Genomic DNA, 14,406 nt, shown 5'->3' with positions numbered 1-14,406 from the left:
TAAAAAGATTTATTTTATTATTGGGGTTCTTATTATTGGTGCAATTTCACTTGGTGCAAATAAATTTTTTGAACTGGTACATAGTAAATTTAACAAGAAATGATCTTACCTATGTGATAGGGGAATTCAAAATATGAATAAATTGTTAAGGATTATTACCATTGTTGGGGTACTTATTCCCCCTGTAGTAATATGGGATTTACCTGAAGCTTCTTCAAAAGAAAAAATCCTTTTTACAGTCATTCAATTATCTATTGGATTTGCTTTTATAATTATTTTAGAATTTATATTCAAATATAAAAAGAAAAAGGAGAGCAAATAAATGAGACTATTACCTATTGGCTCAGTTGTTAAACTAGAAGGTGTAGAACCAATCATTATGATTATCGGAAGAATGGTTATTTCAGCAGATAAACGTGATTTTGACTATGTAGGTGTTCCTTATCCAGTTGGTTATTTAGGTGATGAAAAAGTATTATGCTTTAATTCCTACAAAAGGGAGATATTTCTATATCTATAGGTGTCTTATAAATAATAGTAAGTAATATATCATGACTAACTGGTAAATGTATCGCCTGGGCTACCTTTTCACCAGCTAAGCAGCTTGTAGAAAAAGCAATTTTACGTAATACTTCTTCAGCTCTAAGTATGCGTCGACCATTTGGAGCTAACCAATTATAACCAGCAAGCACTTCAAGCTATTAAAGAGGTAACCAAAGCTAAAGATATGTTCTCAAATCATGCCGGATATGAAATAAATATAGCATTCTGTGATAATATTCTTGGTTTGGCATGCACACACCTAAAGGAATGGGAACTAGCAGAGGAACATTTTGCAGCTGCAATGGATCAATTCCAAAAAATTGGCGAAGAAAACTTTATTTTAATAGTTCGGCATAACTTAGGTTGGTTATACGCTAACCAAAATCTATCAGACCTAGCAATTCGTTATCTGTCTGAAGTTGTGGAGAAAGCCCCAAAACAATACAGAGCTATATATGTGAAAGCAAAAGAACACTACAAATTAAAAGAGTATGAGAAAGCTGCTGAACTTATAGAAGCAGGTCTTGAAATTTGTGACGAAATACAGAATGAAGGATATCAACATCACTTCAAAATTTTAAAAGCTTTGAATAACAATGTTTCTGCAGAAGAGTTAGAAAAAATAATTCTTAAAGGGATTTTGTATTTCGAGAGAGAAGAATTATATGAATACAAACAAGAATATGAAGAAAAATTAGCAATTAAATTCTACGAAGAGAATCAACACCATACAGCAAGCCAATATTTTTATGCTGGCTTACAATCAAGACAAAAATCATTAGATAAGGGGGCACTAAAATGAAGAATATAGCGATTAAAATAATAGGAATTGTAGCAGTTTTTACTTTAGCTCTTGGTATATACAGTCCAACTGAAAAACATTCTAATTCTATTGCAATGTTGATGGAACATGGTAACGGTGGCGGTTGATTTTATACTTAAAATCAATAACTGATATTTTTATTTTAACAGTTACAGATAAGGCAAACGATTTCGAAATGCCTCTCACTCGTTAGGTAATAAACAAGTGAGAGGCATTTTTCCTTTTTATTGAGTAAAGAAATCAGAAGGGAAGTAGTGCATTCATAATTAGAAAAGAATGTACAATATGAAGCAAGACAAGTCTGAACAATCCTCATATACGAGTGTTATTCAGAAAAAAACAGTTAATTTCACATACCGTATTAATAGCTACAAAAAATAATCTACTAATAATAATAAGAAAGCATCAAGATTGCAGTATATCAATCCCAAGTATCCTTCCAGCAGAGTCTAAACGAATATAGACTTGATCTTTTAAAAGGTGAGCGTTATATATATGATTTTTATAAGTGGATATTTCGATATATTCTTCGCCAACTAAACATTCTAAAATGATTGCTTCTCCATATTCTCTCCAATTGATTAGCTTTGCGTAAGTAATCATTGTGAAGGCCTCCTTTATAAAATAGTTTATGAGATTTATGTATGAATGGAATGAGTAAGATGCACAGTAAAAAAGAAAATGAACGATTTAAATAAAAATACATATCATATCTGTATATAGAAAAATAATAGAAAGGAGACTATCAATTGGCTTGTATAAATAAAAATTGTTTTGATATCTGTTTGGAAACGAGAATAAATCCGAATGGTGGAGCTGAGCTTATTGTGAAATGTAATGATGATTGTTCATCTGATTTTAACGTTCTACCTTTTCAAGCTTGTTTTGATACAACTTTAAATAATGATTTCACGTATTCAACGGAGCTAGTTGCTTTAATTAAGAGATAGATTCCGTCTCTATTAATTTGTTAAAAATGATTATTGTGCCGTTCCCCTAATTTTTCTAAGGCATATTGTGTTCATAGATGCTACTAGAAAGGAGGAGAGGCTATGGCATGTACGACAAACAATATCTGTTTTAATATCTGTCTTGTTATTACCATTACACCTGGTAACGGTGTAGAATCCGTCGTAAATTGCGGGAACTTATGTGGGACAAGTCCAACAATTATAATAACACCTTGTGGATCTGTTGTGATTACATTACCACTTGCTGCATGTTTCACAATCACATTAAGTGATGACTTAAGTGTCGATTCCCAACTTACAAGTCTTTCGTTCTAAGTGTGATCGTTCATACAAATAGAAGACACTCGTATGGGGGTCTTCTATTTGTACAGGAAAATATTCTAAAAAACATTACTTAAGGATATGTTAATCTAGTTACTATATAAACTGAATCTCAATCGACTCAAATAACAGGAAGAAATTCTTTCCCGAATTGTTTAGTATTATGAAATTAAATAGTTAGAAAAATATAATCCTTAATATTTAAAGGGAATTTTATTTGCATGAAAAATAAGTTTAAACTAAAACAATATTTTTCGTTTTAGGGGTAGCACCACACATCCATCAACTTAAGGAAAGAAAATATCCCAGATAAGATTTCGATGTGCTGTGTAGGGAGATTAGTAAGGGAAATTGTACATAAAAGCAAAGTTAATTGGCTTAAAATGCGATTCTCAGCGATATATTTTCGTGTTTCTTAGGGAGAAAATGCGATTTTATGAGCTTGTAGTAAAAATAGATATGTATTAGCATTGAAATTGTAATGTGAAAGAATCCTTTTTCATTTTTGGATTACATTTTGTTGGATCTTGTCTGGTGGCAGGGTCTTTTTTTATGTATTGTTTCATTCTTAGGTAATACTCCACGCCCCATTAAATTTTTGGGTTCTGGTGCAAAAAGCATTTGAAAGAGACATAGAAACCTACATAGACTGTTCAATGGCAGATTATGATGCAATTCCAAACAATTTACGTATGAACCTAACTTCATTTTGGGCAGACTTCACCTGTAGATGAAGTTGTCCTTTTTTCATCATATGCATGGTTTCAACACTGCTCAATATAGAAATGGCTGTTTTATATGACTTGAATCCTAACATAGAACGCGCAAGTTTCTTAATGAAACGGTGATCCTGTTCCACTATATTATTGAGATATTTAACTTGCCTTATTTGTATGCCTTCAGGCATACGTTTCTCTTCTTTTAATTCTTGAATTGCTACAGGATAGGCTGGGTTCTTGTCTACTGTTATAACAAGAGGTTTACAAATATGAGAAGCATCCAAAGCTTTCTTGAAAAAGCGCTTAACTGCTTGTTTATCTCTTGATTCACTGAGATAAAAATCAATGGTATTTCCTTCTGAATCGACTGCGCGATATAAATACATCCATTGACTTTTAACTTTCACATACGTTTCATCGACTCTCCAAGAATCATTTGTTATCCTAAGCTGACGTCGTACTCTTTCATCTAATTCAGGTCCATATTGATGCACCCAACGCATAATGGTAGTGTGAGTAATAGACAAACCTCGTTCCTCCATCATTTCCACCAAATCACGAAAACTTAGGTTGTACCGTAGGTCCCATCTTACTGTTAATAAGATAATATCAGGTTGATAGTGCTTCCATTTGAACAAATTTTCCTTTTTTATACCGATCACACACCTTTTTTAGAGTAATAGTATCAGTATGTCCAAGATTTAGAGATTATTTGCAATTTCCCTAGAGTTTTTGCACCAAAACCAGAACTACAAATCAGGATACATTAAACCAAAGTTGTGACGTACAAACGTAAAGTATTTTTCATCGCCATATTTTTTAAATGTATTAATAGCTGTAATAAAATTTTCTTCAAAAAAAGGTTATAAGTAAGGAAGTATATCTTTTCTTGTAACCTTTTTTGATTAATTATATTTTATTCAGTTTTTATGTAACATTCTTAAAACAATGTGTGGGAAATTATGCAGTTATTGTAGAATTACCGAGAAGTTTATAATATCTATCAAATTGATTTACTATGTAAGGAGATCCTAAAACAGTACCTCTTTCATCAAGAAATAAAAATGTAGGAATCATGGAGATTTTATAGTCTTTCATAAAATTCATTGTGGCTAATAATACTTGTAAGTTTGTTTCTTCTACATATTTCATGTTATTTAATGTAGTAGGATCAGAGGTTGCAACAATCAAGACAAAGTTATAATTATCCCCGTACTTTCTAACTTCTTCTCTAAATTCAATAATGTCTAGTGAACAAGCATCACAAGTATCAGCAGCAATTAAGAGTATAACGGGTTTATCCTGTAACTCTTCTAATGTCACTATATTTCCCGTTACGGTTTCTAAACTAAAGCTTGGAGCAATTGAATTGATAGGTAGACTATTAGAAGTCATATTATTTTGCTTTGCAGATTGTATTGTATGTAGTTTAGAATGCAAATTTTTAAGTGATAGATTTGTAAATACAAATATCACTAATGTTAGAATAAACAGTACGAAGTAAAACATTTATATTCCCCCAATAAGTCAACATAAAACAATGGATTAGTTTATAAACTAATCCATTGTTTTGGTTTTAACGGTTACAATTACATCTAGAACCGGTCGGATTCGAACCACAGTCAGCCCCAGATTTACAGTCCCAAACATACCTTGTTGCTGTCCCTACATATGGATGTGGGTTACCACCTGTCCCACAATATGTATCTGCACTACAAGAAGTTCTACTACAATCGCATAAAATTGCGCCTAATAACATATCATTCTCCCCCCCTTTCATTCCAAATTATAACATGTTATAATTTGGAATGAAACAATATTTTTAGTTTTTTTAAAATTTTCTGAAAAAGGAGGTGGACTATGCGGATTGAATATCTTTTAAAGTCTAGTAAGTTAGTATGGTCTGCAGCTAGAATAGAACTAATCTGTATTCTATTAATAAATATATTCCAAGGGATATTACCTTTATTTACGTTAATTATTACTCAAAAATTACTAAATACGATTCAACAATTATTTACTTCTAATGATAAAGTAATCTCCAATGTGATTATCTATTTGATTCTACAGCTTTTAATTAATTTAACCTCTACTATTCTAGATAAGTATAAGATAACGATAAATATAAAATTAGAGCAAAAAATAGACTATAAAATTAAAAAAATAGTTGCAAATAAAGTGTTAAAGGTAAAGTATCAATATTTTGAAGATAATAAGTTTTATGATCATCTTCAAAGAGTTCAGGGGGATATAGGAAATAAATTTTTAGATCCTATATTGAAAATTATAGAAATCACAAGAAATAGTATTACTTTAGTGTCCACCCTTATATTTTTGATACAATTTCATTGGCTGTTTCTTTTTTTAAGTATAATCTCAGCTATCCCGCTGTTTATTATGCAAAAGAAATTTGGAGAACAAAATTACTTTTTGATGAAATTCCAAACACCAAAAGCACGCGAACAAAATTATATCTTTTCATTATTAGTAAATCGCCAAGCGAATCGTGAATTACGTTTAAATCAAACACATGAATTTTTAATTCAAAAATGGTCTAAATCATTAAAAGTAAATAATAACGATATTTTAATGCAAGTTAATAGGCAGCAAAATAAATTAATCTTGTTTAATTCTATTAATCACATAATTAGTATGGGTACAGTAATTTTATTGCTATTTTTTATTTTTAGAAAATCAATAAAAATTGGAGATTTCGTCTCAATAAATAGTGCGGTACAAATTGCACAAATCTCAATAAATACCATAGCAACCATGCTTGCGGATATATATAAACAAAATTTGTTTATAACCGATTTGTACGAGCTACTAGGCTACGAGGACGAACAAGAAATTAGTATTACAAATGAACTACAACTGTTTCCAAAAGCACTACAGAAAGGAATACAGGTTAAAAATTTATCTTTTTCATACCCTGGAACAGAAAAAAAGGTAATAAAAAATATAAATTTTGATATTCTTCCGAACGAGAAGTTAGTGATTGTAGGAGAAAACGGATCTGGGAAATCTACCCTTATTAAATGCTTAATTGGAAGTTTTGAAGTTCCAAATAACACGATTTTTTTTGATGAAATAGATAAAAATAGAATAGAAAAGAAAAGTTTATATAGCAATATATCTGTTATATTTCAGGACTTTGTTAAATATGAATTAACTGCTAAAGAAAATATTTCAATAGGTTCCTGTGAGTTTTCCGAAGACACCATAATTTCTTCTTCTAAAATTGCAGAATCACATAGTTTAATATCGGAACTACCAAACAGTTATAATACTCAATTGGGAAGGCTATTTGGCAATAGTACAGATTTATCGGGTGGACAATGGCAAAGAATAGCTATTGCAAGAGCATTGATTAAAACAGCACCGATACTCATTTTAGATGAACCTACATCTGCACTAGATTCTAATACCGAAGCAAATCTATTTGAAAAATTCAAAGAAATATCCAACGAAAAAATCACAATCTTTATTTCTCATAGAATGTATGCATGCCATTTAGCTGACCGAATTATAGTGATGAAGGACGGGGGCATAGTCGAAATGGGTACACACAATGAATTATTGAATCTACACGGTGAATATTTCAATCTATATAGTTCACAAAAAGAGAAGTATATAGACCCTAAAGAAGATACAGTAAAGGAGCAAATTTATGAACCTAATTATTAATATGACTTGCTTTGTTTTTGGATATATTTTCATTACATCTAGTTTATATAAAATACTAAGATTTGAACAACACTACGCTATTGTACATTCCTATAATATAGTACCTGAATCCGCAAATAGATTATTTGCATGGTTTGATAGCGTAGTAGAATTGGTAATTGGACTCTGTTTATTGATTGGATTGCTACTTAAAATTAACCTAATATTCGCGATGTTATTACTGCTAATGTATACAATAGCGATAACAATTAATCTATTTAGGGGTAGAACAAATATCGATTGTGGTTGTGGGGGAGTTGTTGGCAATGGGAAAATATCAAAGAAGTTGGTATTTCGAAATGTAATAATGATAATTAGCATTTTTATACTTTGGTTGAATTTTGATTATAAAGTATTTAGTTTCCCTTTTAATAACCAATTTCTATTTCTTCATTCCTATTTAATTTTGAAAATCATTATATATTTAACTATAAAAATCATATATAGTTTCAAACTCAATATTAGAAACATAATAACAAAGGGGGAATAATATATGGATACATTTTTAATTGTGGGTTTTATTATTTTATGGATTGTTGTTATAGCTGAAGCGGGATTTATGCTTTACATCATTAAAAGCTTGAACGACTTTATAGAGGTAATTGAGTCAACTAATGATAAATAAGGGGGGATACGATGAACAATTCAATAACCTTAATGGCTTTAATACTTTTATCAATTTTAGTAGTATTTCAAGGATTGTTATTGTTTAAATTTACAAACCAAATCAAATTTTTCGCTGGGGTAATTGCCACTTCATCTTATGTAAAATTTAGAAAGGAACTACAGATTGGACAGGCTGCACCACCATTTAAGTTAAAAGACCAATTTAAGCAAGAATTAAGAGTTGGGCCAAATTCCAATAGTAATACACTACTAATTTTTATTTCATCAGGATGTCCAACTTGCAAAAGATTTGTCGATTCAATTAGTTCTACCTACAATTTTGAATATATCAAAATTTTCTTTATTAGTAATAAAGAATTAGATGATAGTTACATTTCAAAATTTAAAAACCATAATTTATCTTTCTCGGTATCTCCTGATATTTTTCAGTTATATAACATAAGATCCGCTCCGCAAGCCATTATAGTTAACAGTCGTGGGTACATAACAGATACTCTAAAATTACAGACTTGGGAAGATCTGGCGAAACAAAAAATAGGATGATAGATAGGTGGGTATTTTATGAGTACATTACAAAAAATAGTCAATAATATTTCAAGGGTAATTATAGGTAAAAACGAGTCGATTGAATTAGCGGCCATTGCTCTTATAGCAAAGGGACATATTTTATTAGAAGACGTTCCTGGAACTGGGAAAACATCTTTAGCTAAAAGTTTAGCTAAAAGTATTGATGCCGAATTTCAAAGAATCCAATTTACTGCCGATACCTTACCAGGTGATGTGATTGGGTTAGAATATTTTGATGTCAAAGAATCAGAATTTAAAACGAGATTAGGGCCTATATTTGCAAATATAGTATTGGTCGATGAAATAAATCGCGCTGTACCTAGAACTCAATCTTCATTATTGGAAGTTATGGAAGAACGTACAGTTACTATAGCAAAAAGCACATACACTTTACCTGGACCTTTTTTAGTTATTGCAACGCAAAATCCACTTGAATCAGCAGGGACATTCCCTTTACCAGATGCCCAATTAGATCGTTTTTTATTAACTATACGTCAAGGGTATCCTACTAGAGAGGCTGAGAAAGAGATGATGCAGCGATTTCAAAGAAATGATCCTTTAGAAAACCTATATTCCGTCATTTCAAGCGAAGAAATCTTAGCTTTACAGCAACAAGCAAGAGAAGTTTTAATGGGGGATGACGTTCAAGAGTATCTTCTTGAAATTATTGAGGCGACACGTAAACACGAACTCATCGAAATTGGTGTCAGTCCACGGGGTACCCTAGCATTTATGAGAGCTGCTCAGGCTCGTGCATTATTAAAAGAAAGAGATTTTTGTACTCCTGATGATTTACAGGCACTTGCAAAATCGGTATGTGCTCATAGATTAACCTTAACTATTGAAGGTGAAATGAAAACTACAAAAGAGGAACTTATAAATGAAATTCTCGATCGCCTTCATGTTCCGGTGGAGAATACGCAATGAAACGGACACTTATTTACACTCCATTAGCTGAGCCACTTATGATAGGAGTTGTATCAGTAGCTGCCCTAGTGTTATGTATATTTTCAAGCAATCTATTGATTTTATCGTTTGTATTCTTATATATTTTTTTAATACTGTTTGTCCATGTTTATGTACGTAAAATATCTCATGTGCATTGGGAGTATGTTCAAGGTAGTCCAAATACTTTTATAGGAGAAAAAAATATTTGTTCAATTAAAATTTCAAACAATACTATATTACCCATATTTAATATAGTATTTCGATTTAAATGCGATAATAGACTAAGTTGGAAACATGACGCACTAAACAAAAATCAAAGTACAGGTTCAAATTACTATATGAAATTCAATATGAAGGGAGAGGAGATAAGAACATTTGACATTCAAGCCATAGCCTTGAAAAGGGGAATCGGGAAATGGGAAGAAGTTGAAATAGTAATTTCTGATCCATTTGGTCTCATTATGAGCCATCTAACGTATAGTCAAATTGATACACCTGCTTATTTGATTTTTCCTGCTGTACCTAATATCCAGGTACCAGAATTAAAAGAGTGGTCGCGTGGATTTCGAAAATCTCTATCTTCACCATTGTACGATGAAACGAATGTAATAGGGATAAAAAATTATGAAAATGAAGATTTCCGCTCGATACATTGGAGTGCAACGGCAAAAACAGGAATAATAACTGCAAAGAAATACGAACGAACACAATCTGATAAATATGCACTCTATTTAAATTTAATAAATAAGAACGGAGTGTCAATAAGAAAGGATACAGAGGAACTTATAGAAATAACAGCCGGTATGTGCAAACAACTTTTAGTACAAAATTGTTCTTATGAATTGTGGATAAATACCGTAAGTCACAATGGATTGCTACACATTAAATTAGGAAATAGCAGAAAGCAGTTACATAACACGCTAAAAGTACTTGCCTCCATTAAAGAACAGGATACTCCTGTATCTTCTTCTTATTTTTTTACGGCAGGTTTTCGTCGTAAGCAATTAGATGCTATTCCCTTAATTATCGGTACTTCTCCGAAACCAAATAATCGAACCGAAAAATGGATTGTAATAAAAGAATAAGAAGGGATTTATGTCATGTTCAATAGTAAAGGGCATATACAGATTGGCTTGTGGTGTGCAAGATTTTTGATAATTATTTTTTTCTTAATTGGTGCGATAACTATGTCCACTAGTGTTGTACATATACAAAAAGTGATTAAAGAACATTATTTTAAGAAATCACCCGAGAAAGAGTATAAAGAGACAATAAGGGAATTTAAAGAAACTGACCTTCCTGAAACACCTATGGAGGAAGTCAAACATATTGATACTGAGCAAAAGAAGCACACCAATCGAAAAATAAAAATGGCAGAAGAAAAAAATTTCTTAAATTCTATAATTTCACTACTTAGCAATGCATGGATTACTGTAGTTTTTTATCTCATTTGTATTCTAATTATCGTTTATTTTATTTATAAATATGTTAGAAAACAAATCCGTAAAAAAAGAAACCACCCAAAAACATATCATACAAGCAATCAAAAAATTAATACAGAAAAAAAAGGAGGGATTATTAATAAACCATTATATCAACTTCCCACTGATCCGGTGCGAATAAAATTGATTGAATGGGAACAAACCTTGCAATTACATGAAAAACGGCGTTCTCACGAGTCCATACAGCAATGGTTATATAGAATTTGTAGAACCAGGGATATCATTCCTATTTATGAATCCATCCGATATGGAAATAAACCTTCTTCAGAAATAGACGTAGAAAAAACAGTGCTGTGGATACAGCAAAACAAGAAAACTGAGTAATAAAATCGGTTCTGGTACAAAAATAAAAGAGAATAAAATGCATAGATTCCTAACGGAATCGTAACTTATGCTGCAAGTCCAAATAATTGATGGATGAACTCTTTCTGATTTTGGACAGGCTGGTCCCGTAAATCAACCTGTTCTTTTTTCATCATATGCATGGCTTCTACTCCTGAAAGAATGGATGTAGCTGTGTCAAAACATTTGAACCCTAGCATAGAACGAATTCGCTTCTTTATAAAGCGTTGATCTTGCTCTACTATATTATTCAAGTACTTTTGTTGTCTAAGTCGCATACCACCAGGTATGCTTTTTTCTTTTTTCAACTGTTCAATTGCTGTAGGATAAGCTGGATTTTTATCGACTGTTATAACACGAGGTTTTGAAACATGAAAAGACTGCAAGGCCTTCTTGAAAAAGCGCTTTGTAGCCTTTTGGTCTCTTGTTTTGCTTAGGTAAAAATCGATTGTATTTCCTTTCGAATCAACAGCACGATACAGGTACATCTATTGACATTTTACTTTGATATATGTTTCATCGACTCTCCAGGAGTCATTTGTTTGTTTAAGATAACATCGGATTCGTTTGTCCAATTCAGGACCATACTGATGAATCCAACGCATGATGGTCGTATGAGAGATAGATAGTCCTCGCTCTTCCATCATTTCTACAAGGTCACCGTAGGTACCATCTCACCATTAAAGTTGATAGTGTTTCCATTTGAATGCACTTAGCTTAGACATACTTCACCCACATTCTTTTCAGATTAGTAGTATTAGTAGGGGTAGCACCACATCGCTATCAAGCTAAGATTATACAAAGTCAATTTTAGGCGAGATTGTTTCTTTTTTCTAAAGGGCAAGTGTAGGTGATTGAAAGATTTGCATACGAAATAAACCCTAACGGGTTTCATTTTTTGAATTAAGCGGCTTGATTATCAGACATGGTACAATTGTAAACGACACCTAATATATCAAAGACGGCTAGATAAATGAGTTAAAGAAGTCATAGCTACATTTTGGCTCACCCATACACATAAAGCTGCTAAATCTTTTGCTTGGTATTTACTGGTTCGTTGTACAAAACTAACATCTCTAGCAAGATCCCGTAAGGTATTTGGAGATAAAAAACTTTGAATCTCTTGAGCAAATAGTTGTAATTCATCAGATACAGAAATAGACATACAAAAACGCCATCCTTTCCTATGATTCTACAGAAAGAATAACGTATTTTTTCATTTTAGGGAATTCTTGTTTTGTTACTTTGATAGTCTCATGTGGCAGAATTTCTTAAATAGCTTAGAAGAACTCTATTCTAAAAAATACATCTATATTTTACTGGTGATGATAAGTTAATTAAAGTTGATGGATAGCCAAATTCCATTGAAGCATCTATAAATTCTTCTAAATTTTGTACCGATTCAGTGACTATTTTCACCAAGTAACTATATTGTCCAGCTAATCTGTGGCACTCAAAGACCATAGGGTTTTCTTTGCAAAAATTTCTGAATTGTTGACATTTTTTTGATTCAAACAAAACAAAAGCCGTTACATTCTTATTTAATTTCTCTGGGTTTATAACTGCCCTATAGGCTGTAATAATATTTTTATCCTCTAATTTTTTTACTCTTTCTTTTGCAGCAGGTGTTGATAAGTTCACCATTTTTCCTAGTTCAGTCATAGATATGCGTCCATCTTCTTGAAGAATATGTAAAATCTTTCGGTCAATATGGTCCGTTTTAAACATCCCCTTTTTATTTAAAGCAAAACGCTTATAATGAATAAATTTTTTAAGTCTTTTGGATGAAATAGCTAATAATTTGTATTTAAACAAAATTATATTATATTTATAATTTTATGTATATAATGAAAAAATGTTATTAGAGGAATAAAAATGGGACTTGAGATGAGGAAATGCTGTGAGAAATGTAATAATAAGGTTGAAGAGCAATCTTTGGCTTTTATTTGCACACATGAATGTACATTTTGTGAGGAGTGTACAAAATTAATGAATTATGTATGTCCTGATTGTCAAGGAGAGCTTGTCAAAAGACCTAGACCCCTATCTAGTAGTGTCTGCTCTCTTAACATATAACAATACTACTTATTAGGTTCGTAACGAAATAGGTTCAAAAGATAAAAGAGGGCAATATTATGATTATTAGAATGAAGAAAGATATGGAGAACATATATAAATTATAGCGTAAAGGAGTTTTTATATTGAACCAAGCTTTGCTTATTATTGATGTCCAACAAGAATTAGTTGATGGTAATAACGAAACTAAAAATGTGTTTAATAAAGAGGAATTGTTAGATAATGTTAATTTAGTTATTGATAAAGCACTAGAATCACATGCTTTGATTATCTTTGTGAGGGATAAAGATGTTGCTGAGGGCAAAGGTCCAGGTTTTCAAATACACCAGACAGTAAAAGTGCCAACCAATGCAAAAATATTTGATAAAGTAGCTACAAATGCGTTTTATGGTACACTATTAATGGATTTTTTAAAGGAAAACGAGATCGAACATCTTATTATCATGGGATGTAAAACAGAACATTGTATTGACACAGCGGTTAGAACTGCAACGGTGAATCATTTTGATGTTACTTTAGTTGGGGATGGTCATTCAACGACAGATTCTTCAATCCTATCTGCTGAAAAGATAATAAGTCATCATAATGAAATACTTCATGGTCATTACAATGTTGACAATTTTTCTGTTGTTCGGACCAGCCGAGAGGATTTGTTCCAACCAATTCATAATAATTACCGATAAATCACTATTTACCCTGTTAAATTGAGAACCTCAAAAAAATTATTGATCTATAGCAATCAGGAGTGATTGTGGAATAATCCAAACTATATTTAAACGAATGTGTGTTATTATATTTTTAATATGGAAGTATATCGCATCAAAAACTAAAAAAAATTATTTTAACCCCATTCTAAAATTGGAACGGGGTTATGCGTATTTAAGACATTAAAATAAAATACATTTATTTTAATTTTACATTTAATGTTTTAATTCTTAGATAGAAATTTCGTTTTGGGGGCACTTCAAAATCTTAGCTTAATGGGCATGGGGTAGCACCACATCGCCATCAAGTTAAGAAATACATTATTCCTAAAACAAAAAATATATATTTTTAGAACGTACTACAACTTCTGTTTGGCTACTAAAGTATCTAAAAAGACAAGATAAACGCCAGTTCAGAAACTAAATTTAACCGATAAACGATTTACTTTAAACGATATTAATAAACTGGGCAATCATCCTATTTTAAAAAGGTTGATTTTTTTAGAGGCTCCTGTGGAATTTTATGTTAAACTTACT

At 31.5% G+C, this 14,406-nt stretch carries 18 protein-coding genes and 4 pseudogenes; 15 read left to right on the top strand and 7 right to left on the bottom strand.

Annotated features, from left to right (window positions below):
- Nucleotides 1-133 precede the first annotated feature (133 nt).
- The 4 genes and pseudogenes from MR058_RS05810 to MR058_RS23290 all read left to right on the top strand — a co-directional run bounded on the left by MR058_RS05810 (nt 134) and on the right by MR058_RS23290 (nt 1,473).
- On the top strand, nt 134-322 hold the full coding sequence (locus tag MR058_RS05810) for a hypothetical protein (RefSeq protein WP_242143069.1): 189 nt from the start codon (nt 134-136) through the stop codon (nt 320-322).
- Nucleotides 323-496 (top strand): annotated as a pseudogene (locus MR058_RS05805) (DUF4176 domain-containing protein); the annotation flags it as partial.
- Between the two features lie 186 nt (nt 497-682).
- Nucleotides 683-1,345: pseudogene (locus MR058_RS05800) on the top strand (tetratricopeptide repeat protein); the annotation flags it as partial.
- The gene (locus tag MR058_RS23290; protein ID WP_277926461.1) at nt 1,342-1,473 is read left to right on the top strand and encodes a hypothetical protein; all 132 of its coding nucleotides are present in this window, start codon (nt 1,342-1,344) and stop codon (nt 1,471-1,473) included. The pseudogene MR058_RS05800 and the gene MR058_RS23290, both read left to right, overlap by 4 nt.
- A 298-nt stretch (nt 1,474-1,771) precedes the next feature.
- On the opposite strand, the gene MR058_RS05795 is transcribed toward MR058_RS23290, so the two are convergent.
- Nucleotides 1,772-1,969, bottom strand: coding sequence for a hypothetical protein (locus MR058_RS05795; protein ID WP_242143068.1), 198 nt, complete (start codon nt 1,967-1,969; stop codon nt 1,772-1,774).
- A gap of 182 nt (nt 1,970-2,151) precedes the next feature.
- Here MR058_RS05795 and MR058_RS05790 point away from each other — a divergent pair, with 182 nt between their 5' ends.
- Nucleotides 2,152-2,316: a hypothetical protein gene (locus MR058_RS05790; RefSeq protein WP_242143067.1), complete on the top strand. Its 165-nt coding sequence runs from the start codon at nt 2,152-2,154 to the stop codon at nt 2,314-2,316.
- Between the two features lie 102 nt (nt 2,317-2,418).
- Nucleotides 2,419-2,652, top strand: coding sequence for a hypothetical protein (locus tag MR058_RS05785; protein ID WP_242143066.1), 234 nt, complete (start codon nt 2,419-2,421; stop codon nt 2,650-2,652).
- 670 nt (nt 2,653-3,322) lie between these two features.
- On the opposite strand, the gene MR058_RS05780 is transcribed toward MR058_RS05785, so the two are convergent.
- From MR058_RS05780 to MR058_RS05770, 3 genes are all read right to left on the bottom strand, one after another.
- Entirely contained in the window at nt 3,323-4,030 is a 708-nt protein-coding gene (locus MR058_RS05780; RefSeq protein ID WP_242143501.1) for an IS6 family transposase, read from the bottom strand.
- A 307-nt stretch (nt 4,031-4,337) separates the two neighbouring features.
- Nucleotides 4,338-4,886 (bottom strand): peroxiredoxin family protein, encoded by a 549-nt coding sequence (locus tag MR058_RS05775; protein ID WP_242143065.1) that lies wholly within the window; start codon nt 4,884-4,886, stop codon nt 4,338-4,340.
- A gap of 67 nt (nt 4,887-4,953) precedes the next feature.
- Nucleotides 4,954-5,136, bottom strand: coding sequence for a hypothetical protein (locus tag MR058_RS05770; RefSeq protein ID WP_242143064.1), 183 nt, complete (start codon nt 5,134-5,136; stop codon nt 4,954-4,956).
- 101 nt (nt 5,137-5,237) lie between these two features.
- On the opposite strand from MR058_RS05770, the gene MR058_RS05765 reads away from it, so the two are divergent.
- Genes MR058_RS05765 through MR058_RS05745 form a run of 7 tightly spaced genes read left to right on the top strand, consistent with a single transcriptional unit; the run spans nt 5,238 to nt 11,071 of the window.
- Nucleotides 5,238-7,064 carry an ABC transporter ATP-binding protein gene (locus MR058_RS05765; RefSeq protein WP_242143063.1) on the top strand — a complete coding sequence of 609 codons (1,827 nt, stop codon included), beginning with the start codon at nt 5,238-5,240 and terminating at the stop codon, nt 7,062-7,064.
- Entirely contained in the window at nt 7,048-7,593 is a 546-nt protein-coding gene (locus MR058_RS23590) for a MauE/DoxX family redox-associated membrane protein (RefSeq protein WP_396021422.1), read from the top strand. Before MR058_RS05765 ends, MR058_RS23590 begins: the two co-directional genes overlap by 17 nt.
- 3 nt (nt 7,594-7,596) lie before the next feature.
- Nucleotides 7,597-7,728 carry a hypothetical protein gene (locus MR058_RS23285; RefSeq protein WP_002052178.1) on the top strand — a complete coding sequence of 44 codons (132 nt, stop codon included), beginning with the start codon at nt 7,597-7,599 and terminating at the stop codon, nt 7,726-7,728.
- An 11-nt stretch (nt 7,729-7,739) separates the two neighbouring features.
- A complete protein-coding gene (locus MR058_RS05760; RefSeq protein WP_242143062.1) occupies nt 7,740-8,273 on the top strand; it encodes a TlpA family protein disulfide reductase in 534 nt (177 codons plus the stop codon).
- An 18-nt stretch (nt 8,274-8,291) separates the two neighbouring features.
- Nucleotides 8,292-9,224: an AAA family ATPase gene (locus tag MR058_RS05755; protein ID WP_242143061.1), complete on the top strand. Its 933-nt coding sequence runs from the start codon at nt 8,292-8,294 to the stop codon at nt 9,222-9,224.
- On the top strand, nt 9,221-10,330 hold the full coding sequence (locus MR058_RS05750; protein ID WP_242143060.1) for a DUF58 domain-containing protein: 1,110 nt from the start codon (nt 9,221-9,223) through the stop codon (nt 10,328-10,330). The genes MR058_RS05755 and MR058_RS05750 overlap by 4 nt, the downstream gene beginning before the upstream one ends.
- A gap of 15 nt (nt 10,331-10,345) precedes the next feature.
- Nucleotides 10,346-11,071 (top strand): hypothetical protein, encoded by a 726-nt coding sequence (locus MR058_RS05745; protein WP_242143059.1) that lies wholly within the window; start codon nt 10,346-10,348, stop codon nt 11,069-11,071.
- A gap of 65 nt (nt 11,072-11,136) precedes the next feature.
- Here MR058_RS05745 and MR058_RS05740 read toward each other — a convergent pair.
- From MR058_RS05740 to MR058_RS05730, 3 genes and pseudogenes are all read right to left on the bottom strand, one after another.
- Nucleotides 11,137-11,814: pseudogene (locus MR058_RS05740) on the bottom strand (IS6 family transposase).
- 233 nt (nt 11,815-12,047) lie between these two features.
- Nucleotides 12,048-12,254 (bottom strand): annotated as a pseudogene (locus tag MR058_RS05735) (IS4 family transposase); the annotation flags it as partial.
- A 131-nt stretch (nt 12,255-12,385) separates the two neighbouring features.
- Nucleotides 12,386-12,817 (bottom strand): Lrp/AsnC family transcriptional regulator, encoded by a 432-nt coding sequence (locus tag MR058_RS05730; protein ID WP_199640702.1) that lies wholly within the window; start codon nt 12,815-12,817, stop codon nt 12,386-12,388.
- Between the two features lie 147 nt (nt 12,818-12,964).
- On the opposite strand from MR058_RS05730, the gene MR058_RS05725 reads away from it, so the two are divergent.
- Together MR058_RS05725 and MR058_RS05720 are read left to right on the top strand one after the other, a co-directional pair.
- Nucleotides 12,965-13,165, top strand: a complete 201-nt coding sequence (locus MR058_RS05725) for a DUF1272 domain-containing protein (protein ID WP_242143058.1) — start codon at nt 12,965-12,967, stop codon at nt 13,163-13,165.
- A gap of 125 nt (nt 13,166-13,290) precedes the next feature.
- On the top strand, nt 13,291-13,848 hold the full coding sequence (locus MR058_RS05720) for an isochorismatase family protein (protein ID WP_242143057.1): 558 nt from the start codon (nt 13,291-13,293) through the stop codon (nt 13,846-13,848).
- The last annotated feature ends 558 nt before the right edge of the window (nt 13,849-14,406 follow it).

Source organism: Bacillus cereus group sp. BfR-BA-01430 (assembly GCF_022663115.1).
Lineage (GTDB): Bacteria > Bacillota > Bacilli > Bacillales > Bacillaceae_G > Bacillus_A > Bacillus_A cereus_BD.
The sequence above is the reverse complement of the archived record's forward strand: the minus strand, read 5'-3'. Positions and strand labels throughout refer to the sequence as shown.